Raw genomic sequence first — 22,862 nt, forward strand, 5'->3', positions numbered from 1 at the left:
GGACGCCCATGAACACCCAACCGAACGACCATATCGTGAAGAGCTACGACGAAGAACAGCGCCGCATCGTGGCCGAGATCGTGCGCATGGGCGAGACTGCCGTCGCCCAGCTGGAGGCCGCGCTGGACGTGGTCGAACGCCGCGACGACAAGGCCGCCCAGCGCATCATCGCCAACGACGAAGCCATCGACGCCATCGAGCACCAGGTCAGCCACGACGTGATGCACCTCGCCCTGCGCGGGCCGATGGCGCGCGACCTGCGCGAGATCCTCGCCGGGCTGCGCATCCCGGCCGACATCGAGCGCATCGGCGACTACGCGGCCAACGTGGCCAAGCGTTCGATCGCCCTCAACGTGTCGCCGCCGATGCCGCAGATCACCGGCCTGCGCGCGCTCGGCAAGCTGGCGGCCCGCCAGGTGCGCGACGTGCTCCTCGCCTACCAGAACGGCGATGCCGAACAGGCCGTCCAGGTCCGCGCGCGCGACGCCGAACTGGACGCGCACTACACCGCGCTGTTCCGCGAGTTGCTGACCTACATGATGGAAGACCCGCGCAACATTACCCCGTGCACCCACCTGCTGTTCATGGCCAAGAACCTGGAGCGGATCGGCGACCACGCCACCAACATCGCCGAGAACGTCTGGTTCCTGGTGCATGGCGAGCAGCCGCTGCCCCCGCGCGACAAGCGCGACGAGACCAGCACCACCGGCGTCATCTGAGGCTTTCGCCGCACCGCAGCACCCGGAACGCCCCGCCATTGCGGGGCGTTTCCGTTCCAGCCCCCTGCCCACACGAACCGCTAACGTCCCGCGGCTACAATCCCGCCACGTTGGTGCGGATACCCCGCACATTCCCGGGAGAGACCACGATGTCCAAGAACACCACCAAGCCCGCCACCATCGCCGTTGCCCTGGCGGGCGGCATCCTGCTGGCCGGTTCGAGCTTCGCGATGGAACCACTGGCGCAGGGTTACCTGCTGGCCGCACCCGAGGCCGCCAAGGCGGGGGAAGGCAAGTGCGGTGAGGGTAAATGCGGCGAAGGCAAGTGCGGCATGGCCAAGGCCGACACCGACAAGGACGGCAAGGTCTCGCAGGCCGAATTCGCCGCCGCGCATCCCGACAAGGCCGGAAAGTTCGCCGACATCGACACCAACAAGGACGGCTTCATCGACGCGGCCGAGCACAAGGCCCACGCCGGTGCCAAGGGCACCGAGGGCAAGTGCGGTGAAGGCAAGTGTGGCGAAGGCAAGTGCGGTGCCGACAAGAAGACCGAAGGCTGATCCGTCCGCACTGAACGACGGTCCCGTCTTTTCCGGAAGGCGGGACGTCGCCGTGTCGCAATGAACCGCTCCCCGCCCGCCCCTTCCGCCGGCCTCGGCCTGCGTCGCGCACTGCTGGACGAACTGCTGGCGGCGCCGGCGGATGCGTTCGACTTCCTCGAATGCGCGCCGGACAACTGGATCGGCGTGGGCGGCCGCTACGGTGAAGCGCTGCAGACCTTGTCCTCGCGCCATGCACTGACCTGCCACGGCCTGTCGCTGTCGCTCGGCGGCGTTGCACCACTGGACGATACCTTCCTCGCCCGCACGCGCCGCTTCCTCGACCAGCACGGCGTGGCGCTGTACAGCGAACACCTGAGTTACTGCACCGACGACGGCCACCTGTACGACCTGATGCCGATTCCCTTCACCGAGGAAGCGGTGCGGCATGTCGCGGCGCACATCCGCCGGGCACAGGACGCCCTCGGCCGGCGCATCGCGGTGGAGAACGTCTCCTACTACGCCGCGCCCTACCAGGCGATGGACGAAGCCGACTTCATCATCGCGGTGCTGTCCGAAGCGGACTGCGATCTGCTGCTGGACGTCAACAACATCTACGTCAATGCGATCAACCATGGCTACGACGCGCGTGGTTTCCTGGCGCGCATGCCGTCGGCGCGGATCGCCTCGTACCACATCGCCGGCCACTACGACGAAGCCGACGACCTCAGGGTGGACACGCATGGCGCGCCGGTAAAGGACGATGTGTGGTCGCTGCTGTCACTGGCCTATGCGACGCACGGCGTGCGCCCTACCCTGCTGGAGCGCGATTTCAATTTCCCTCCGTTGGCCGAACTCGCTGCGGAACTCCAGCGCATCCGTCACCTGCAATCGGCGCACGCGACCTCCGACGGACACGCGCTGCATGGCTGACGCGCTGCGCGACCAGCAATTCGCCCTGTCGCGCCACCTGCGCGATCCCTCGGCGCATCCGCCACCACCGGGCATCGAGGCACGCCGGCTGGCGGTCTATCGCGACCTGTTTTTCAACAACATCGAAAGCCTGCTGGCCGGCAACTTCCCGGTGATCCGCAAGACCCTGGGTGACGATGCCTGGTGCATGCTGGTACGGCAGTTCTATGCCGAACACCGCAGCAGGACGCCCCTGTTTCCGGAAGTGGCGCGCGAGTTCATCCGTTACCTGGAGTCACGTGCCGGGCGCAACGACTCACTGCCTGCCTGGCTGCGCGAACTGGCGCATTACGAATGGGTCGAACTGGCGCTGCAGATCGCCGATGACACCGTGCCACCCCACGTGCCGGACGGCGACCTTGTCACGGGTGAGCCGGTGGTATCGCCTTTCGCATGGGCGCTCGCCTATCAATGGCCCGTGCACCGCATCGGACCGGATTACCTGCCCGACACCGCGCCCTCCGAACCGACCTTGCTGCTCGTCCGGCGTGATGCCGGCCACCAGGTGAGATTCGCGGCCATCTCGCCGTTGGTGTACCGGCTGATGGAACTGCTGGGCGAAGGCGGTCGCAGCGGTGGCGATGCGCTGCGGCAACTCGCGGTCGAAGCGGGCGTGGGTGACCTGCCCGCCTTCGTCGACCAGGGGGGCGCCATGCTTTCCCGTATGCGTGAAGAAGGCACGCTGCTGGGTACGCGTCCCTGACTTCTGTAGGAGCGGCGTGAGTCGCGACCGCAGACCCGGGACGCACGCGTGCCCGTCCGACAGGCAGGTGTCGCATGACCGCTACGCGAAGATCCGGGAGAACCGGAACGCCGATCGCGTGCGGTCGCGACTCACGTCGCTCCTACAACTGCGAGCTCGCGGCTGGGTTTCCAGCAGAAGAAGCGCCACGCCGTCTGCTACCCTTTCCCACATGGAAAACGCCACCGAACCCACCCGCATCACCCCGATGGCCCAGCGCTTCCGCGGTTACCTGCCGGTGGTGGTGGATGTGGAGACCGGCGGCTTCGACTGGAACCGCCACGCACTGCTGGAAATGGCTGCGGTGCCGCTGGACCTGGACGAAAACGGATTGCTGGTCTGCGGCGAGACCGCCAGCGTGCACCTGCATCCGGCGCCCGGCACCGAAATCGATCCGAAGTCGCTGGAAGTCACCGGCATCGACCTCGACCACCCGTTCCGTTTCGCCAAACAGGAAAAGGATGCGCTGGACCATGTCTTCGCGCCCGTGCGTGCGGCGGTAAAGAAGCACGGGTGCCAACGCGCGATCCTGGTAGGCCACAACGCCCACTTCGACCTGAACTTCCTCAATGCGGCGGTCACGCGCGTGGCGCACAAGCGCAACCCGTTCCATCCCTTCAGCGTGTTCGATACGGTGACGCTCGCCGGCGTGGCCTACGGCCAGACCGTGCTGGCGCGCGCGGTGCAGGCGGCGGGCTTCGACTGGAATGCGGAGGACGCGCACTCCGCCGTCTACGATGCCGAGCAGACAGCGCGGCTGTTCTGCAAGATCGCCAATGCGTGGCCGCGCCCACTGGGCTGAGCGCGCTGCATCACCCCTGGCCGCTGCCGGCGGCCGCCACGACCGGACGTGCCGTCATCGCGGCACCCGCCGACGCGACGATGATCGCGGCGATGGCCAGCCACTGCAGCATCGACAGGCGTTCGTGCAGGAACAGCAGGCCGCACAACGCGGCGATGGCCGGCTCCAGGCTCATCAGCATGCCGAAAGTGCGCGTGGGCATCTTCGTCAGCGCGACCATCTCCAGGCTGTAGGGAATCGCGGTGGACAGCAGTGCCACCGCCAGCGCCACGGGCAACAATGCAGGCGCCAGCAGCGCTGCCCCGGCGTGCGCGACACCGAACGGCACCGCCACCGCCGCAGCAATGCAGCTGCCTATCGCGACCGTCTGCGGGCCATGCGCGTTGCCGGCCTTCTGGCCGAACACGATGTACATCGCCCAGCACGCACCCGCGCCGAGCGCGTACGCCACCCCCACGAGGTCCACTGCCTGGGCGCCCTGCTCCGGCACCAGCAGGACCAGTCCGGCGACGGCCAACGCCACCCAGACGACGTCGCGCAGATGGCGGGAACCGAACAGCGCCACGGCGAGCGGACCGGTGAATTCGAGCGCGACGGCAATGCCCAGCGGCACCGTTTCCAGGGCCTTGTAGAACAGCAGGTTCATCAGCCCCAGCGAGGCGCCGTAGAACAGCAGCAGCGGCCACTGCGCCCGCGTGATGCGTACCCGCCACGGGCGGAACACCATCACCAGGATCAATGTCGCCAGCGCCAGCCGCAACGCGGTGGCGCCGGTGGCACCCACCGCCGGGAACAGGCTCTTCGCCATCGACGCGCCGGCCTGGATGGACAGCATGGCGACGAGCAGCAGCGCGATCGGCTGCCAGTGGGCGGGCACGGGGGAATTCGGGGACGACATGGCGACACTACCTGCGGACGCCGGAAGCGCCGCGCTTGAAGGATGAACGAATTGCGCACTATATTGCGCACATCGAAGCTTACCGGATGCGCAATATAGTGCGCAACCCCTGCCCATGAGCGTACTTGAACACGTTGCCGAGAACGTCCGCCGCCTGCGGACCGCAGCCGGCCTCAGCCAACAGGCGTTGGCGGATGCCTCGGACGTCAGCCGCCGCATGCTGGTCGGGATCGAATCCGGGGATGCCAATGTCAGCCTCAATACCCTCGACCGGATCGCCGAGGCGTTGGAGGTGACGTTCGCCGACCTGGTGAAGGCGCCGGGCAATCCGAGCCGGGACCGCATCGAAGCCCTGGTCTGGAGCGGGCGCACGCCGGGCTCGCAGGGCGTGCTGCTGGCCAGCGCACCGGCAACCCACGACGTGGAACTGTGGGCCTGGACGTTGATGCCCGGGGACCGCTACACCTCGGCGGCCGACCCGAGCGGATGGCACGAAATGTTCTTCGTCATCGAAGGCACGCTGGTGGTGGAACTGCCCGACGGAGAACATGCGGTCGATGCGGGCGATTTCTTCGTGTTCCCCAGCGACCGCGACTACGCCTATCGCAACGATGGCGACACACCGCTGCGCTTCATCCGCAACGTGGCGCACTGAACTCGCACGGGACTACCGCGTGGGCGCAATGCCATGGCGGCGCAGCACGTCACGTACGCGGTCCAGCGGAATCGCCTCGACCGTCTCGCCATTGCCACTGACGGTGGTGGCCATGAACAGCGAGTTGTAGATCGCCTCTTCCACCGCTTCCACGCTGGCCTGGAATACCGCGCTCATCTGCTCGTTCGCGAGTTCGGCGGTTTCCAGCCGGGGCGCATCGAAGGCGCGCCGCACCGACTCGGCGGTGGAGAACGCGAGGATGTAGTCCCCGCTGCCATTGGACGCCGAACTGCCCGTCCGGCCCAGCCCCATCATTGCGCGCGAGGCGACGCGCCGCAGGTTGCGGTCGCCCAGCGGCGCATCGGTGGCGATGACGATGATGATCGATCCGTCCCCGCGATCATCCGCAGGACCGCGGCCAGCACCGGCGCGCACCGCGACGGCATCCTGGAACGCGTAACGCGCCAGTTCACGGCCCACCGGCGCACCGGATACCTGCAGCACGCCACCGAAATTGCTTTGTACCAGCACGCCGACCGTCCAACCTCCCAGCGAACCGGGCAGCTTGCGCGAGGACGTACCGATGCCGCCCTTCCAGCCGAACGCCACCGTACCCGTACCGGCGCCCACGCTGCCTTCCTGCACCGGACCATCATGGGCGGCTTCAAGCGCGCCCCGCACCGCCTCGGCCGTCACCGGACGGGCACGGATGTCGTTGAGACCGCCGTCATTGGTTTCACCGACGACCACGTTGAGCGAACGCACCTGCTGCATGCCCGGCTTGTCCAGCATCCAGGCCGCCATTGCATCCGCCGCCTTCCACACGCACAGGGTGCATGTCAGCAGGATGGGGGTTTCCAGTTCGCCCAGTTCGTTGACCTGGGTGCTGCCGATGAACTTGCCGAACCCGTTGCCGACATGCACTGCGGCCGGCACGCGCGAGCGGTACGTGTTGCCCGCATGCGGCAGGATTGCGGTGACACCGGTCCGCACGGTGTCGCCTTCCTTCAGCGTCACCTGTCCGACGCGCACGCCGGCGACATCGGTGATGGCATTGTGCGTGCCGGTCGCGAAGATGCCGGGGGCGACACCGAGGTCGCGGGCCCGTGCGCGCGGCGCTTCCTGCGCGATGGCGGTGAGCGAGGACAGCCCCAGCAGCAGCGCCGCCAGTCGAGGGAACGAAGGATGCGGCGTGCGGGACATGGGGACTCCTTTACTGGCGCTGGCGGACGGCCTCGAACAGGGTGACGCCGGCCGCGACCGACACGTTGAGGCTTTCGATGTCGCCGGGCATGGGAATCTTCACCAGCCCGTCGCAATGCTCGCGGGTCAGGCGACGCAGGCCATCGGCTTCGCCGCCCAGCGCCAGCGCCACGTTGCCGCGCAGGTCTGTGGCGTACAGCGAGGCATCCGCCTCGCCGGCCAGACCATAGATCCACACGCCGAGCTGCTGCAGGTCGCGCAGGCAACGCGAGAGATTGGTGACCTGCACGACCGGAATGCGGTCGGCCGCACCGGCCGACGTCTTGCGCACGGTCGCGTTGACGCCGACCGACTTGTCCTTGGGAATGATCACGGCGGTGACGCCGGCCGCGGCGGCGCTGCGCAGGCAGGCGCCAAGATTGTGCGGATCCTGCACGCCGTCCAGCACCAGCAACAGCGCTTTGCCTTCGGCGGCTTCCACCAGACCCTGCAGTTCGTTCTCGTCCCAGGTCCTGGCAGCGGCATAGCGCGCGGCCACGCCCTGGTGGCGCAACGCGCCGGCCACGCCGTCCAGCGCCTGCCCGGTGACGCGACGCACGTCGATGCCCTTGCGACGTGCGTTCTCCTCGATCTCGGTCAGGCGCGCGTTCTTGCTGCCTCCCTCGATCAGGATCTCGCGCACGTTGTCGGCATCGTTCTCGACGGCCGAAGCGACCGCGTTGACGCCGACGATCCACTGGTTCTGCTTGCTCATGCGCTGTACGGCCGCGTTGGAAAGGCCGGCATTATCGCACCGACCGGTCGCTCAGCGCGGCGGCCACGCGGCCGTGTCGTGGTCGGGATGCTGGAACGACACCACTCCGGCAAGAAAGGCCGCCGCCTCGTCTTCCTCGGTGCGCCGCTGCGGCAATGCAGGCAGGGTATCCACGTACGGCAGCTTGCCTTCCACCCCGTACTGCACCCACGGCGGCAATCCCGAGGGGTCGTCGAATGCCCCCGCGGCCAGCGCCACGCCGTCGGGCGCCTCATAGGTCAGCGGCGTGCCGCAGTCGGCACAGAAGCCGCGCCGGACGACGTTGGACGAGCGGAAGCGCTTCGGTTCGCCCCGCGTCCACGCCAGCACCGCGCCGCGCGTGGACACCAGCGGCGCGTAGTACGCACCGAATGCTTTCTGGCACATGCGGCAATGGCAGATGGAAGCGTCCTTCAGCTCGCCGCTGACGCGGAAGCGGATCGCGCCGCATTGGCAGCCACCGGAGTGGGTCGGGATGGACATGGACTGACGCTCCTGGCGTGGGATGCGCATGTCGTTGCAGGAGCACGCCCATCCTGCAACGCCCGACGACAAGGGTCCCGTCATCCCACAAGCACCGGACGACAGTGTCGCCTTTGATCGTCATCCCGGCGGTAGCCGGGATCCATCCTGATGCTGCCGTTGCACGCAGGTCCGTGCGAAGAGAGCGAAGATCAAAATGGGTTCCAGCGTGCGCTGGGACGACGGTGCCGCCCTTGATCGTCATCCCGGCGGAAGCCGGGATCCATCCTGATGCTGCCGTTTCACGCAGGTCCTTGAAGAAAGCCAAGATCAAGCTGGGTCCCAGCGTGCGCTGGGACGACAGGCTTCAATCAGTACTTCTGCTTCCTGCGCTTGGCCGGCTGCCCACGCGGCTGGGGCGAGGGCGTGCCACCGTCTTTCGCCTTGTCGTCGACCAGGCGGAAGTCGATCTTGCGTTCCTCCAGGCTGGCCTTCAGCACGATGATGCGGACGCGGTCGCCCAGGCGGAACGACATGCCGCGGCGCTCGCCCGACAATGTCTTGCGCAGCGGATCGAAGTGGTAATAGTCCTGCGGCAGCTGGGTCACGTGGACCAGGCCGTTGACCTTGGACTGGTCCAGCTCCACGAACAGGCCAAAGCTGGTGACGCCGCTGATCACGCCGTCGAACTGGCCGCCGACATGCTGCTCCATCCACGCCGCACGGTAGCGCTCATCGACTTCACGCTCGGCTTCGTCGGCGCGTCGCGCGCGCTCTGAACACTGCAGCGAAAGGGCCGCCATCTCGTGCGCGGAATACAGGAATTTCTCCGGTTTGCCCTTGGTCAGCGCGTACTTGATGGCGCGGTGCACGAGCAGGTCGGGATACCGGCGGATGGGCGACGTGAAGTGCGCGTAGGCCTCCAGTGCCAGGCCGAAATGGCCCGCATTGTCCGGCGAGTAGACCGCCAGGCTCTGGCTGCGCAGCACCACCGATTCCAGCAGGGCCACGTCGGGACGCTCGCGGATCTTCTTCAGCAGCTGGGTGAAATCCCGTGGCTGCACCTTGCTCCAGGCCGGCAGGCTCAACTTGAATTCCTTCAGGAACTCGAGCAGGTCGGCGTACTTGGATTCCGGCGGCCGGTCATGCACACGGTACGGCGCGGGAATGCGCGCGCCCAGCAGGAACCTGGCGGCTTCCACGTTGGCCGCGATCATGCATTCCTCGATCAGCTTGTGCGCATCGTTCCGCTGCAACATGCCGGCCTGGGTGACTTCCCCGCGGTTGTCCAGCTCGAAGCGGACTTCGGACGTCTCGAACTCGATCGCCCCACGCTTCTCGCGCGCCTTGGCCAGCAGGCCATACAGCTCGTGCAGGCGCTCGACCTGCGGCAGCAAGGCGCCGATGGACTGGCGGGCCTCGGCGTCGCCCTCGCCCACTGCCTTCCACACCTGGTCGTAGGTGAGGCGTGCGTGCGAGCGCATCACCGCCTCGTAGAACTTCGACTGGGTGACTTCGCCCTCGCTGTTGACCTGCATGTCGCAGACGAAACACATGCGGTCCACTTTCGGATTCAGCGAGCAGATGCCGTTGGACAATGTCTCCGGCAGCATGGGCACCACGAAACCCGGGAAGTACACCGAGGTCGCGCGCTTCTGCGCTTCATCATCCAGCGGCGTACCCGGGCGCACGTAGTGCGAGACATCGGCGATGGCCACCACCAGGCGGTAGCCGCTGCGGTTCTTCATGCGCAGGCCCTGGCGATTGCTTTCGCAATACACCGCATCGTCGAAGTCCTTCGCATCGGCGCCGTCGATGGTCACCAGCGGCATGTCGCGCAGGTCCACGCGATCGCCGATCATCGAGGGCTCGATGACCAGCGGCACGGCCGTGGCCTCGTCCAGCACCTCCTGCGGGAACTCGTGCGGCAGGTTGTGGCCGTGGATCGCAGCCTCGACCACCAGCGATGGCGTCAGGCTGTCGCCGAGCACAGCGATGACCTTGCCGATGGGCGGGCGCCGGGTGTCCGGCGCCTGGGTCAGTTCGACCACGACGAGCTGGCCGTCGCGCGCGCCACCGGTCGCGTCCTGCGGGATCTGGACGTTGCGCTGGATGCGCTTGTCGTCGGGCGCCACGTAGGCGATGCCCACTTCGAAACCGAACCGCCCGATCAGGCGGGTGACGCCACGCTCCAGCACGCGTGCGATGCTGCCTTCGCGACGACCGCGGCGATCGATGCCGGTGACGTTGGCCAGCGCGCGGTCGCCATGCATGACCTTGCGCATTTCGTAGGGCGGCAGGAACAGGTCGTCGCCGCCCGCATCAGGACGCAGGAAACCGAAGCCGTCGGGATTGGCGATCACCGTGCCGGAGATGAGGTCGGTCTGCTGCACCGGCGCGAAACCGCCGCGCCGGTTCTGCACGAGTTGGCCATCGCGGACCATCGCGCCCAGCCGCTTGGACAGCGCATCGAAACGCTCGGGTGCGTCCAGGCCCAGTGGACCGGCGATTTCCTCCGCCGTCTGCGGACCTTCCGCTGCTTCGAGGAAGCCGAGGATGGCCTCGCGACTGGCGATGGGTTGTTCATAACGTTGCGCTTCGCGTTGCGCATGCGGATCGACGAAACGACCGCCCGTACGTGATCCGGAGCCGGGGTTGCGGCGCGCGGGCGGTGCGCCGGCATGCGTGCGGGACGGCGCTCGCGCGGGCACATCGGGCATCCAGGGCGGGAGGCTCTTCTTGGCCGGCTTGCCGGGCTTGCCGGACTTGCCAGAGGGGGCCGGCTTGCCGGCGTTGCGGGAACCGGGCGTGCCGCCTGGCTTGCTTCCTTTCCCGGCGGGCGTCTTGCCGCCGCTGCGTGGTGTCTTGTTGGTCATGGGGGGATGGTACACCCCGCCTGAACAACGCCATGCGAAGGGGACCGTTGACAATCCCCCGCACTCCCCACAAAATGCGCGCCTCGCTTACCTGCCCAGGTGGCGGAATTGGTAGACGCACTAGTTTCAGGTACTAGCGGGTAAAACCGTGGAGGTTCGAGTCCTCTCCTGGGCACCACGCATCACGAAACCCTCGCGCAAGCGGGGGTTTCTTGTTTTCGGGGTTCCGGCCTGCGTGCTTCGTCACGACGCACCCGCCGGTCCCCGCGACGACGCCGGGCGCACGCATCGCCGCACGCGTTAGGCTGGGCGCCTGACATCCGACCCGACATCGAACACAGGGGGCGCGAATGGAGTTCCAGCAGATCCTCTTCCTTGCCATCCTGGCAATCACGTTGGGTCTGTTCGTCAGCGAAAAACTCCGCGTCGACCTGGTCGCGCTGCTTGCGCTGCTCGCGCTCACGCTGACGGGCATCCTCGGCCCGAAGGAAGCGCTGTCGGGCTTCGCCAGCGAACCGGCGATCATCGTCGCCGCCGTGTTCGTGCTGTCGGCCGGCTTGTCCGCCACCGGCATCACCGAACGCATCGGTGCCGGCATCGGCAGGGCGGCCGGCGGCAGCGAATGGCGCACGATCGCCGTGGTGATGCCCGCCACTGCCGCACTGGCGGCGTTCTCGCACCACGTGATGGTCACCGCGATGATGCTGCCCATCCTGATGCGGATCGCCCGCGAGCAGAAGCTTGCCGCATCGCGCCTGCTGATGCCGATGTCGCTGGCGGCATCGCTCGGCACCACGCTGACCTTGTTCAGCGCGCCCGCCTTCCTGCTGTCCAACGACCTGATCAAGCGCGCGGGATTGCCGGGGCTGGACATCTTCGCCATCACGCCCATCGGTGCCGCCCTGGTGGTGCTGGGGACCGCCTACATGCTGCTGGGACGCTGGCTGGTACCCAAGCGCGAGGGTGAAACACCGCAGGGCGACTACCTGAAGCTGGACCGCTACTACACCGAACTGCTGGTGGAAGAAGCCTCGCCGTGGGTGGGCAAGACGCGCGGCGAATTCGCCGAAGCGTTCGACAAGCGGCTCCAGGTGGTGGACTGGCTGCGCCAGGGCATGCGTCGCCGCAACCAGCGGATGGACGGCAAGCTCGATGCCGGGGATGTGCTGCTGGTGCGGGCCTCGCCGGACGAGATCGCCTCCATCCGCAATGAGCCCGGCTTGGCCCTGCATGCCGTGGCCAAGTACGGCGAAAAACCAAACGACCAACCGAAGACCGAAGCCCTGGGCGAAGAGCAGCTGGTACAGGCCGTGGTCGCGCCGCATTCCGAGTTCGTCGGCCGCAGCGTCGCCGACATCGATTTCCTGCGGAACCTGGGCGTGGTGGTGGTCGGCCTGTGGCGCCGCGAAGGCTGGCTGCATGGCGAGCTCTCGGAAATGGTGCTGCAGGAGGGCGACCTGCTCGTGCTGTGGGGCCAGCAGCAGAATCTCGAACCGCTGGCGGCCCATCACGGCTTCCTGATGCTGATGCCGTTCGGTGGCAGGGAGAAGCCGCGTCGTCGTGCGCCCATCGCCCTGCTGATCATGGCGGCGGCGGTGGCGGCCGCGGCCACCGAGGTGCTCGCGCCGCACATCGCCTTCCTTGCCGGCGCGGTCGCCATGGTGCTCACGCGCTGCGTGGACATCGAGCGCGCCTACCAGGAAATCGACGTGCGTATCTTCGTGATGATCGGCGGCGTCATCCCGCTGGGCATCGCCATGGAGAAGACCGGCACTGCGGCGCTGGTGGCGGACCTGCTGCTCAACCACACCGCACACTGGTCGCCGCTGGTGCTGCTGCTGGTGATGTTCGGTACCGCCGCGCTGCTGACGCAGATCCTGTCCGACGCCGCGACGACGGTACTGCTCGCCCCCATCGCGCTGGCGCTGGCGGGTGGCCTGGAGCTGAACCCGGTGCCCTTCGTCGTATGCACGGCGATGGGAGCGGTGGCCTCGTTCCTCACCCCGATCGGCCACCACGGCAACCTGCTGATCCTCAACCCCGGCCGCTACACCTTCGGCGATTTCCTGCGCGTCGGCGTTCCGCTCACGCTGGGCATCGCCTTCACCACGGCGTGGCTGGCGCGCTGGCTGTGGCTGGACGGTCCGTTGCTGCCCGGTAGCATCGGGTGAGACGGGGCGGCGGGTAGAATGGCGGGGTCGACCACGACCTGCAGACTGCAAGCCCGCAATGACCGAAACGATCCGCCCCACCTTCCACGGCTTCGAGCAGATACCGCTGCGCGAGTACGCCGAGCGCGCCTACCTCGATTACTCCATGTACGTGGTGCTCGACCGCGCCCTGCCCTTCATCGGCGACGGTCTGAAGCCCGTGCAGCGGCGCATCGTCTATGCGATGAGCGAGCTGGGCCTGAATGCCGGCGCCAAGCCGAAGAAGTCCGCGCGTACCGTCGGCGACGTCATCGGCAAATACCACCCGCACGGCGACAGCGCGTGCTACGAGGCACTGGTGCTGATGGCACAGCCGTTCTCCTACCGCTATCCGCTGATCGAAGGCCAGGGCAACTTCGGCTCGCCCGACGATCCCAAGTCGTTCGCGGCCATGCGCTACACGGAATCCAAGCTCACGCCGATCGCCGAAGTGCTGCTGGGCGAGCTGGGCCAGGGCACGGCGGACTGGACGCCCAATTTCGACGGCACGCTGGAGGAGCCCACCTGGTTGCCGGCGCGCCTGCCGCACCTGCTGCTCAACGGCACCACCGGCATCGCGGTCGGCATGGCCACCGACGTGCCGCCCCACAATCTCAACGAGATCGTCAGCGCCTGCATCCGGCTGATCGACGACCCGGATGCCACCGTCGCCGACCTGTGCGAGCACGTGCGGGGCCCCGACTACCCCACCAGGGCCGAGATCATCACCGCGCCATCGGACCTGCGCGCGATGTACGAAAACGGTACCGGCAGCGTCCGCGCGCGCGCCGTCTGGCGCAAGGACAACGCCAACATCGTCATCGATGCCCTGCCCTACCAGGTCTCGCCGTCGAAGGTGATCGAACAGATCGCCGCCCAGATGCGCGCGAAAAAGCTGCCCTGGCTGGAAGACATCCGCGACGAATCCGACCACGCCAACCCCGTGCGCGTGGTGCTGATCCCGCGCTCCAACCGCGTGGATGCCGAACAGCTGATGGGCCACCTGTTCGCCACGACCGACCTGGAGAAGAGTTACCGGGTCAACCTCAACATCATCGGACTGGATGGCCGGCCGCAGGTCAAGAACCTGAAGATGCTGCTGACCGAGTGGCTGGCCTTCCGCAGCGACACCGTCACCCGCCGCCTGAAGCGCCGGCTGGAAAAAGTCGAGCGCCGCCTGCACCTGCTGGAAGGCCTGCTGGTGGCGTTCCTCAACCTGGATGAAGTCATCCGCATCATCCGCACCGAGGACGAGCCCAGGGCCGCGCTGATCGCACGCTTCGCATTGAGCGAGGAGCAGGCGGACTACATCCTCGACACCAGGCTGAAGCAACTCGCCCGCCTTGAGGAAATGAAGATCCGCGGCGAGCAGGACGAACTCGCCAGCGAGCGCGAGAAGCTGATCGCCACGCTGGACTCCAAGGCCAGGCTGAAAAAGCTGATCAAGGACGAGCTCACCGCCGATGCGAAGAAATTCGGCGACGCGCGCATGTCGCCGCTGGTGCAACGCGATGCCGCACAGGCGCTGGATGAAACCGAACTGGTTGCCAGCGAGCCGATGACGGTCGTGATGTCGGCGAAGGGCTGGATCCGTGCGGCCAAGGGCCACGACATGGATGCGGCCACGCTTTCCTACCGCGACGGCGACAGCCTGCTCGCAGCGGTGCGTTCGCGCAGTACGCAGCAGGTGGCGTTCCTCGATTCGGAGGGCCGCAGCTATTCCACCGCCGTGCACACGCTGCCATCGGCGCGCGGCAATGGCGAGCCCCTCACGGGCCGGTTCTCTCCTGCCGCGGGCGCATCGTTCCAGGCGCTGGCCAGCGGCGACAACGACACGCGCTTCGTGCTGGCCTCGTCGCATGGCTACGGCTTCGTGACCCGCTTCGAGAACCTCACCGGTCGCCAGAAGGCCGGCAAGGCCATGCTCAACCTGACCGCCGGTGCCCATGTACTGCAACCGTCGGCGGTGCCGAATGCGGAAACCGACCGCATCGTCGCGGTGACCAGCGCCGGCCACCTGCTGGCGTTCCCCGTCAGCGAACTGCCGGAACTCGACAAGGGCAAGGGCAACAAGATCATCGAAATCCCGAAGGCCAAGCTGGGCACCGAGCATGTCGTCGCCATCGCCGCGGTGTCGCCCGGCGGCACGCTGCAGGTGAAAAGCGGCCAGCGCACGATGAGCCTGTCGTTCAAGGACCTGGATGCCTACGTCGGTGCGCGAGCGACGCGGGGTGGGTTGTTGCCGCGGGGTTGGCAGAAGGTCGATGGACTGGATGTCCAGTAGTCCACCGCATGGACGCGCTGCGGCGCGTTCGTGATCGCGACGACCTGCATGCAACAGGGCGGCATTGCTGTAGGAGGGGCTTCAGCCCCGACCGCTTTACACGCGGAGAAGCCTCGGGGCTGAAGCCCCTCCTACAACAGCTGGGCGAGTTTCAATCCAACGGTTTCGACGAGGGCCGCACGAATGGATGCCGATTTCTGGTTGCAGCGATGGCAGGAAGGCCAGATCGGTTTCCACCGCAGCGACGTGATGCCGCTGTTGGAAAAACACTGGCCATCGCTGCAGGTGCGTGCCGATGCCCGCGTCCTGGTGCCGCTGTGCGGCAAATCGCTGGACATGCACTGGCTGGCCGCGCAGGGATACCGCGTGCTGGGCGTGGAACTGTCGCCCCTGGCCGTGGCGCAGTTCTTCCAGGAGGCGGGCGTGGAGCCGGTCAGGACAGTCAGCCAGTACGGCGAGCACTTCACTGCCGGCCCCATCGAGATCATCCAGGGGGATGCGTTCGGACTGGAGCCAGCGCTGCTTGCCGATGTGGAGGCGGTCTATGACCGTGCAGCGCTGATCGCGCTTCCGCCCGCCCTGCGTCGCCGCTACCTCGACACGCTGTATGCCGCGTTGCCGTCCGGCTGCCGGGGCCTGCTGATCACGCTGGAGTACCCGCAGCAGCAGAAGGACGGTCCGCCATTCTCGGTCGGGCAGGCGGAAGTCGAGGCGCTGTTCGCTTCACCGTGGCAGCACGTGCTGCTCGAGCGGCGCGACATCCTGGACCAGGAGCCGCGCTTCCAGGCTGAAGGCCTGACCGCGCTCACCACCGCCGTCTATCGGCTTCGCCGGACCTGAGTCTTCGCCTCAGCCCGAAACGCTGCCACCGTCCAGCTTCGACGTGAGGTACAGCTCGATGCCCAGGCGCTTGATCAGGCCCAGTTGCTGTTCCAGCCAGTGCGCGTGGTCTTCCTCGGTATCCTTGAGCTGGGCCAGCAGGATCTCGCGGCTGACATAGTCGCCATGCTGTTCGCACAGGCCGACACCCTTGGCCAGGTTCGCGCGTACGGCGTACTCGACCTCCAGGTCGCGCTGCAGCATCTCCTCGACCGTCCTGCCCGCGACGAACGACTCCGGGCGCATGTCCGGATCGCCCTCCAGGAACAGGATGCGGCGCAGCAGCGCATCGGCGTGCTGGGTCTCTTCCTGCATCTCGTGGTCGATGCGGTTGAACAGCGCCTTCAGCCCCATGTCCTCGTAGCGGCGGGAATGGATGAAGTACTGGTCGCGGGCAGCGAGTTCGCCGCGCAGCAGGAACTTGAGATAGTCGACGACGTCGGGATGGCCTTTCATGGCACGTGGCTCCGGTAGCGAGGCGCACAGGATGCCCGATCGGGCACCATGATGACCGAATCGGAATCACTCTCGTTCGTCGTTGCGCTGCGGCAGTGGCGGTCATGGCTTCCATGGAATAATCGGCCGCGACCCCCACGCTCCTACCGCAAGGATCCCGCAATGCTGAAGTGGACCCGGCGCATCGCGCTGCTGCTGTTGGCCCTCGTCGTCGTGGCATTGCTTGTGGTGTGGTGGTTGATGCGGGGCAGCCTGGCCCGGCTGGAAGGCGAGTCCGGCCTGGCCGGACTGTCGGCACCGGTCTCGATCCAGCGCGATGCGCTGGGCGTGGTGACCATCGACGCCGCCAGCGAGGCCGACGCCACCCGCGCACTGGGATACGTGCACGCCCAGGAGCGCTACTTCGAGATGGACCTGATGCGACGCAGTTCCGCCGGCGAACTGTCGGAACTGTTCGGCCCCATTGCGGTGGACATGGACAAGGAGCGCCGCACCCACCGCATCCGCGCACGGGTATCCGCGCACCTGGGCGAATTCGCGGGCGACCGCATGCCGCAGCTCGAAGCCTATGCCGCTGGCGTCAACGCCGGACTTGGCGACCTGCGCGCACGTCCCTGGCCCTACCTGTTGCTGCGGCAATCGCCGCGCGCCTGGGAGGTGACCGACTCGGCGCTGGCCGGATACGCGATGTACTTCGACCTGCAGGACTCCGGGAACCTGCGCGAGCTCGGCCTGTGGAAGATCCGCCAGCACGTGCCGCCGGCCCTGTTCGACCTGCTGACCCACGATGGCACCGAATGGGACGCACCGCTCTACGGGCAGGCACGAGGCAATGCCGCGCTTCCACCGGCAACGGGCGTCGACCTGCGCACGCTGCCGATGCCGAAGACCGACTCGCACCAGCGCCTGGCCGACAAGGGCACGCCCGGCAGCAACAACTGGGCGGTGGCCGGCGCACTGACCGCCGACGGCCGCGCCATCGTTGCCGACGACATGCATCTGGGCCTGCGTGCGCCCAACATCTGGTTCCGCGTCCGCCTGCGTTATCCGAACCCGCGCGCGCCCGGCGGGAGGGTCGATGTATCCGGCTTCAGCCTGCCCGGCCTGCCCGCCATCATCGTCGGCAGCAACGGGCATGTGGCATGGGGCTTCACCAACAGCTATGCGGACACCGCGGACTGGTATCCGGTGAAGCCGTGCAACAAGGGCGATGATCCGGCCACCTGCGATGCGATCGAACACCATGCCGAAACCATCCGCGTGGCCGGTGCCGATGCCGTCACGCTGGACGTTGTCGACACGCGCTACGGGCCCATCGTGCATCCCGCGACGCCCGGCAAGCCCGCGCTGGCCCTGCGTTGGGTCGCACACCAGCCCGGCGCGCTGAACTTCGGCCTGGTGGATTTCGCCACCGCCGGTGATCTTCCCTCCGTGCTGTCAGTCGCACAGCGCACCGCCACGCCGGCACAGAATCTCGTCATCGCGGACCACAAGGGGCGCGTCGCCTGGCGCATCCTGGGCCCACTGGCATCGCGCGCGGGTGCATGCACGCACTCGCTGGAGTTCACGCGCGGCAGCGCGGATGCATCAGCAGCCACCCCCGCACCACCCAGCCGATGCACGCCGTGGCTCATCTCCAGCCAGCTCACGCCGGTACTGACCTCGCCGCCCAACCACCGTTTGTGGACCGCGAACGCGCGCGTCCTGGAGGGAGACGCGCTGGCACGGGTCGGCGATGGCGGCTATGCGCTGGGCGCGCGTGCCAGGCAGATCCGCGACGGCCTGCTGGCGAAGGAAGGCTTCACCGAAAAGGACCTGCTGGCCATCCAGCTCGACGATCGCGCCGTGTTCCTGCAGCGCTGGTGGCAACTGCTGCAGGATGAAGCCGGACGATCGCCCGCGGACTCCTCCGTGAAGGCACTCGCGGATGCGGGCAGGACCTGGGAAGGCGTCGCCAGCGTCGACTCCGTCAGCTATCGCCTCGTGCGCGCCTGGCGCCTCGCCGTGCATGCGCGCATCGCCGATGGCCTGACCGCACCGGCACAGGCAGCCCTGGGCAACGACTTCATCATGCCCGACCTGCCGCAGTTGGAAGGCGTCGCCTGGCCATTGCTCGAACAGCGTCCCCCGCATCTGTTGTCGCGCCGCTACAGGACGTGGGATGCCCTGCTGGAAGACGCGGCGAAGGAAGTCCGCGACGACCTGGCCGATCAAGGGCCGCTGGCGCAGCGTCGCTGGGGCGAGCGCAACACTGCGAAGATCTGCCATCCGCTGGCGAACGCCCTGCCCGCCTTCCTCAAGCCCAAGCTCTGCATGCCGGGCGAACCGCTCGCCGGTGACGGCGCCATGCCGCGCGTGCAGGGTCCGTCCTTCGGCGCCTCGGAACGCATGGTGGTGTCGCCCGGCCACGAGGCCGACGGCATCATCCACATGCCGGGCGGCCAGAGTGGCCACCCGATGTCGCCGTTCTGGGGCGCAGGCCATGACGACTGGGTACACGGACGGCCGACGCCATTCCTGCCGGGCGATGCCGCCCACACACTGACGCTGCGTCCCGCCAACGCTCAGCCCAGGTAGTGATCCGGTACCGCCAGCCCCTGCTGGCGGAAGAAGCTGAGCTGGTCGAAGTAGCCGCGCTGGAACACGATGCGACCGTCGCGCACGCGGAAGAAGCCGCAGCCGCGCAGTCCGAGCGGATCGCGCCATTCCATCACGGCCCACTCGCCGTCCTCGAGGATCTGTTCCACCTCACACACCATCGTCGCGCGCGCGAATTCGGTGCGGAACAGGTTCGCGATCGCCTCGCGTCCGAGCAGCGGGTCGGCCACCACCTGGTGATTCACCGCGTCTTCCGCATACAGCGCGGCCAGGCCATCCACGTCCGCCGCGTTGAAGCGGCGGACCCATTCGCGCACCACGTCGGCGGGTGACATCGTCAGCCCGCCTGCAAGGCCGCCGCGTGCACGCCGGCCACGGCACGGCCGGACGGATCGGCCATCTTCGCGAAGCTGGCATCCCACGCGATCGCCGCCGGCGACGAGCACGCGATCGACTTGCCGCCCGGCACCGTTTCCGCGCAGGCCTGGCCCGGATAGTGCTGTTCGAACAGCGTGCGATAGAAATAGGCCTCCTTGGTCTGCGGCGGATTGACCGGGAAGCGCTTGTCGGCCGCCGCCAGTTCGCGATCGCTGACCTGTGCCTCCGCATGCGCCTTCAGCCCGTCGATCCAACCGTAGCCGACGCCGTCGCTGAATTGCTCCTTCTGCCGCCACAGAATCGACTCCGGCAGATAGCCCTCGAACGCCTCGCGCAATATGCCCTTCTCCATCCGCTGCGCGCCGGCGCTGCCCTTGTCGATCATCTTGTGCAAGGCATCCATCTTCATGGCCACGTCGAGGAACTCCACGTCGAGGAACGGCACGCGTGGTTCCACGCCCCAGGCCATCATCGACTTGTTCGCGCGCAGGCAGTCGTAGTTGTAGAGCGCGTCCAGCTTGCGCACCAGCTCCTCGTGGAATTCGCGCGCGTCCGGCGCCTTGTGGAAGTACAGGTAGCCACCGAAGATCTCGTCGCTGCCCTCGCCCGACAGCACCATCTTCACCCCCATCGCCTTGATGCGACGCGCCAGCAGGTACATCGGCGTGGAGGCGCGGATGGTCGTGACGTCGTAGGTTTCGATGTGGCGGATCACTTCCGGGATGGCGTCGAGCCCCTCCTGGAACGTGTAGGTGAAGCCGTGGTGCACGGTGCCCAATGCCTTCGCCGCGACTTCCGCCGCCGCCAGGTCGGGCGACCCGTCCAGGCCGATGGCGAACGAGTGCAGCCGCGGCCACCAGGCTTCGGTCGTGTCGTTGTCCTCGATGCGATGCCGCGCATAACGCGCGGCGACAGCCGCGACCAGCGAGGAGTCCAGGCCGCCGGACAGCAGCACGCCGTAGGGCACGTCGGTCATCAGCTGGCGATGCACGGCGCGCTCGAATGCTTCGCGCAGCTCCTGCCTGGCGACTTCCACATGCTCCACTGCGGCGTAATCACGCCACGGCTTTTCATAGTACTTGACCAGCGTCCGCGTCGACGTCTCGTAGTAGTGGCCCGGCGGGAACTGGGCGACATCCGCGCAGATCGGCGACAGCGCCTTCATCTCCGATGCCACGCACAGCCGGCCCTCGCGATCGTGGCCCCAGTACAGCGGGCACACGCCGATGGGATCGCGCGCGATCAGCGCCCGGCCCGTCGCCTTGTCCCACAGCGCGAAGGCGAAGATCCCGTTGAGGCGGTTGAGGAACGACGCCGGTTCGTCCTCGCGGTACAGCGCATTGATGACCTCGCAGTCGGAACCGGTCTGGAAGGCGTAGTCCTGCTTCAGTTCCGCCTTCAACTCGCGATGGTTGTAGATCTCGCCGTTGACCGCCAGCACCAGCGCCCCATCGGCCGAACGCAGCGGCTGCGAGCCGCCGGCCGGGTCGACGATGGCCAGCCGCTCGTGCACCAGGATGGCGCCGTCGTCATGGTAGACACCGCTCCAGTCGGGTCCGCGATGGCGCTGCTTCTGCGAAAGTTCCAGCGCCTGTCGCCGGAGGGCCTGGATGTCGTCGCCGGGCTGCAGCCCGAAGATGCCGAAGATGGAACACATGGGAGGAAACTCCTGGTGGGGTTCGATGATGGAAGCCGGAAACGAAAAAACCCGCATCTCGCGATGCGGGTTTCTGGTATCCGGCAGGTCTTTCGTTGCCTAGTCGCAGAGCCGCATCGCCCGCGTCCCGTTGTTCGGGCGCAGGTTATTGCGGTTGTTGTTGATGGCGGTGCGGCAGGGCATGGCGCGACCGTAACCGGTCCCGCCGCCGCTTGGCAACTGTTTCATCCGAAAGCGACCGGCAGCGCGCAAATGCCTCAGGGCGCGCGCGCCGGCAGCATCAGCCGTTCGACCAGGGCCTGGTACAGGCCCGGCAGTGCCTCCAGGTCCGCGACACGCACGTGCTCGTCGACCTTGTGGATGCTGGCGTTGACCGGCCCGACCTCGATGCATTCCGCACCCAGCGGCGCGATGAAGCGCGCATCGGACGTACCGCCCGCCGTGCTTTCCTCCGGGGGCGCACCGGCGAACTCGCCCAGCACCGCGCGCGCCGTGGCGCGCAGGTGGCCTTCGGGCGTGTAGAACGGCTCGCCACCGCGATGCCACTGCACGCGGTAGTCGAGGCCGTGCCGCTGGAAGATGGCTTCGATCTCCTGCTCCAGCTTCTCCGCCGTCCAGCTGGGATTGAAGCGCAGGTTGAACACCACCTGCAGTTCGCCCGGGATGACATTGCTGGTACCGGTACCGGAATGGATGTTGGAAATCTGCAGGCTGGTCGGCGGAAAAGTCTCGTAGCCTTCGTCCCACTGCCGTGCTGCCAGTTCATCCAGCGCCGGCAACGCCTTGTGGATCGGGTTGAGCGCCTTGTGCGGATACGCCACATGTCCCTGCACGCCGCGCACGGCCAGTGTCGCGGTCAGCGTGCCGCGCCGCCCCACGCGCAGCAGGTCGCCCAGCACATCCTTCGACGACGGTTCGCCGGTGATGCACCAGTCGATCTTCTGGCCACGCTCGCGAAACAGCGCGGCGACTTTCTTCACCCCATCATGCGCGTCGCCTTCCTCGTCAGAGGTGACCAGCAGCGCCACCGTGCCGGGATGGTCCGGATGCGCGTCGACGAACCGCTCCAGCGCGATCGTGCACGCGGCCACGCTGCATTTCATGTCGGCGGTACCACGGCCATACAGCACGCCATCGCGGATGGTGGGCACGAAGGGATCGCTGGTCCACGCGTCCAGCGGCCCGGGAGGCACGACATCGGTGTGCCCGAGCAGCACCAGCACCGGCGAACCGGCGCCATGCGTGGCCCAGAGATTGTCGGTGTCGCCGAAGCGCAGGTGTTCGCAGTGGAAACCGGCCTGGCCCAACCGCGTCGCCAGCACCTGCTGGCAACCTGCGTCATCCGGCGTCACCGAATGGCGGCGGATCAGTTCGCTGGAGAGTTCGACGACATCGCTCACGCGCCGGCTCCGAAGATCTTCTTGAACCCATTGTCGCTGAAGCCCTGTGAAAACCCGTCTTCACCCGTGATCACCACTGGGCGGCGGATCAGCTGCGGATACTCTTTCAGCAGCAACTTCCACTCCGCATCGGAGCCAGGTGCCTTGCGGTTGTCCGGCAACTGGCGCCAGGTCGTCGAGGACTTGTTGATCAGCGCATCCCAGCCGCCCGCCTTGTCCGCCCAGCCCTTCAGCGTCTCGGGCGACTGCCGGCTGTCGCGGTAGTCGACGAACGTGTACGCGACGCCGAAGCGGTCCAGCCACTTCATCGCCTTCCTGCAGGTGTCGCAGTTCTTCAAACCGTAGAGCGTCGTCGCCATC

The 22,862-nt window shown here is 67.2% G+C and carries 20 protein-coding genes and 1 tRNA gene; 11 read left to right on the forward strand and 10 right to left on the reverse strand.

All coding sequences use genetic code 11. The annotated features are described in order from the left end of the window. Positions 1–8: 8 nt before the first annotated feature. From phoU to rnt, 5 genes are all read left to right on the forward strand, one after another. Positions 9–719 (forward strand): phosphate signaling complex protein PhoU, encoded by a 711-nt coding sequence (gene phoU / locus AC3DET_RS03170; protein WP_337730266.1) that lies wholly within the window; start codon positions 9–11, stop codon positions 717–719. Positions 720–868: 149 nt separating this feature from the next. Next, positions 869–1,279 (forward strand): HvfA family oxazolone/thioamide-modified RiPP metallophore, encoded by a 411-nt coding sequence (locus tag AC3DET_RS03175; RefSeq protein WP_488390688.1) that lies wholly within the window; start codon positions 869–871, stop codon positions 1,277–1,279. Positions 1,280–1,339: 60 nt separating this feature from the next. Then, the gene (locus AC3DET_RS03180) at positions 1,340–2,191 is read left to right on the forward strand and encodes an HvfB family MNIO-type RiPP peptide maturase (RefSeq protein ID WP_488390689.1); all 852 of its coding nucleotides are present in this window, start codon (positions 1,340–1,342) and stop codon (positions 2,189–2,191) included. Further along, a complete protein-coding gene (locus AC3DET_RS03185) occupies positions 2,184–2,933 on the forward strand; it encodes an HvfC family RiPP maturation protein (RefSeq protein WP_488390690.1) in 750 nt (249 codons plus the stop codon). Before AC3DET_RS03180 ends, AC3DET_RS03185 begins: the two co-directional genes overlap by 8 nt. Positions 2,934–3,144: 211 nt before the next feature. Continuing rightward, the gene (gene rnt / locus AC3DET_RS03190) at positions 3,145–3,774 is read left to right on the forward strand and encodes a ribonuclease T (protein WP_225590812.1); all 630 of its coding nucleotides are present in this window, start codon (positions 3,145–3,147) and stop codon (positions 3,772–3,774) included. A gap of 10 nt (positions 3,775–3,784) precedes the next feature. Here rnt and rhtA read toward each other — a convergent pair whose 3' ends face one another. Then, complete coding sequence (rhtA, locus tag AC3DET_RS03195) at positions 3,785–4,672, reverse strand: threonine/homoserine exporter RhtA (RefSeq protein ID WP_488390691.1); 888 nt, start codon at positions 4,670–4,672, stop codon at positions 3,785–3,787. 115 nt (positions 4,673–4,787) lie between these two features. On the opposite strand from rhtA, the gene AC3DET_RS03200 reads away from it, so the two are divergent. Continuing rightward, the gene (locus AC3DET_RS03200; RefSeq protein WP_225590811.1) at positions 4,788–5,327 is read left to right on the forward strand and encodes a helix-turn-helix domain-containing protein; all 540 of its coding nucleotides are present in this window, start codon (positions 4,788–4,790) and stop codon (positions 5,325–5,327) included. A gap of 12 nt (positions 5,328–5,339) precedes the next feature. On the opposite strand, the gene AC3DET_RS03205 is transcribed toward AC3DET_RS03200, so the two are convergent. From AC3DET_RS03205 to rnr, 4 genes are all read right to left on the reverse strand, one after another. Continuing rightward, a complete protein-coding gene (locus tag AC3DET_RS03205) occupies positions 5,340–6,530 on the reverse strand; it encodes a DmpA family aminopeptidase (RefSeq protein WP_488390692.1) in 1,191 nt (396 codons plus the stop codon). A gap of 10 nt (positions 6,531–6,540) precedes the next feature. After that, positions 6,541–7,284: a 23S rRNA (guanosine(2251)-2'-O)-methyltransferase RlmB gene (rlmB, locus tag AC3DET_RS03210; RefSeq protein ID WP_337730272.1), complete on the reverse strand. Its 744-nt coding sequence runs from the start codon at positions 7,282–7,284 to the stop codon at positions 6,541–6,543. A 51-nt stretch (positions 7,285–7,335) separates the two neighbouring features. Then, positions 7,336–7,806, reverse strand: coding sequence for a GFA family protein (locus AC3DET_RS03215; RefSeq protein ID WP_488390693.1), 471 nt, complete (start codon positions 7,804–7,806; stop codon positions 7,336–7,338). Positions 7,807–8,156: 350 nt separating this feature from the next. Continuing rightward, positions 8,157–10,661: a ribonuclease R gene (gene rnr, locus AC3DET_RS03220; RefSeq protein WP_446537485.1), complete on the reverse strand. Its 2,505-nt coding sequence runs from the start codon at positions 10,659–10,661 to the stop codon at positions 8,157–8,159. A gap of 93 nt (positions 10,662–10,754) precedes the next feature. Between rnr and AC3DET_RS03225 the strand changes: the two genes are divergently transcribed. The 4 genes from AC3DET_RS03225 to AC3DET_RS03240 all read left to right on the forward strand — a co-directional run bounded on the left by AC3DET_RS03225 (position 10,755) and on the right by AC3DET_RS03240 (position 15,974). Beyond that, a tRNA-Leu gene (locus AC3DET_RS03225) sits at positions 10,755–10,839 on the forward strand. A gap of 172 nt (positions 10,840–11,011) precedes the next feature. Further along, a complete protein-coding gene (locus AC3DET_RS03230) occupies positions 11,012–12,832 on the forward strand; it encodes an SLC13 family permease (protein WP_488390694.1) in 1,821 nt (606 codons plus the stop codon). 58 nt (positions 12,833–12,890) lie between these two features. Then, complete coding sequence (parC, locus tag AC3DET_RS03235; RefSeq protein ID WP_488390695.1) at positions 12,891–15,134, forward strand: DNA topoisomerase IV subunit A; 2,244 nt, start codon at positions 12,891–12,893, stop codon at positions 15,132–15,134. 183 nt (positions 15,135–15,317) lie between these two features. Beyond that, entirely contained in the window at positions 15,318–15,974 is a 657-nt protein-coding gene (locus tag AC3DET_RS03240; protein ID WP_488390696.1) for a thiopurine S-methyltransferase, read from the forward strand. A gap of 9 nt (positions 15,975–15,983) precedes the next feature. Here the strand turns inward: AC3DET_RS03240 and bfr are convergent, their stop codons facing one another. After that, positions 15,984–16,469 carry a bacterioferritin gene (bfr, locus tag AC3DET_RS03245; RefSeq protein WP_192200597.1) on the reverse strand — a complete coding sequence of 162 codons (486 nt, stop codon included), beginning with the start codon at positions 16,467–16,469 and terminating at the stop codon, positions 15,984–15,986. Positions 16,470–16,631: 162 nt separating this feature from the next. Between bfr and AC3DET_RS03250 the strand changes: the two genes are divergently transcribed. After that, positions 16,632–19,046, forward strand: a complete 2,415-nt coding sequence (locus tag AC3DET_RS03250) for a penicillin acylase family protein (RefSeq protein ID WP_488390697.1) — start codon at positions 16,632–16,634, stop codon at positions 19,044–19,046. Here the strand turns inward: AC3DET_RS03250 and AC3DET_RS03255 are convergent. From AC3DET_RS03255 to AC3DET_RS03270, 4 genes are all read right to left on the reverse strand, one after another. Next, a complete protein-coding gene (locus tag AC3DET_RS03255) occupies positions 19,034–19,402 on the reverse strand; it encodes a nuclear transport factor 2 family protein (protein WP_488390698.1) in 369 nt (122 codons plus the stop codon). The genes AC3DET_RS03250 and AC3DET_RS03255 overlap by 13 nt on opposite strands. A gap of 2 nt (positions 19,403–19,404) precedes the next feature. Further along, entirely contained in the window at positions 19,405–21,102 is a 1,698-nt protein-coding gene (asnB, locus tag AC3DET_RS03260; RefSeq protein WP_488390699.1) for an asparagine synthase B, read from the reverse strand. Positions 21,103–21,359: 257 nt separating this feature from the next. After that, positions 21,360–22,502, reverse strand: a complete 1,143-nt coding sequence (dapE, locus tag AC3DET_RS03265; protein ID WP_488390700.1) for a succinyl-diaminopimelate desuccinylase — start codon at positions 22,500–22,502, stop codon at positions 21,360–21,362. After that, positions 22,499–22,861, reverse strand: a complete 363-nt coding sequence (locus AC3DET_RS03270) for an arsenate reductase (protein ID WP_192200592.1) — start codon at positions 22,859–22,861, stop codon at positions 22,499–22,501. The genes dapE and AC3DET_RS03270 overlap by 4 nt, the downstream gene beginning before the upstream one ends. Position 22,862 lies beyond the last annotated feature (1 nt).

It is taken from the genome of Pseudoxanthomonas sp. 97-1-1 (assembly GCF_057773125.1).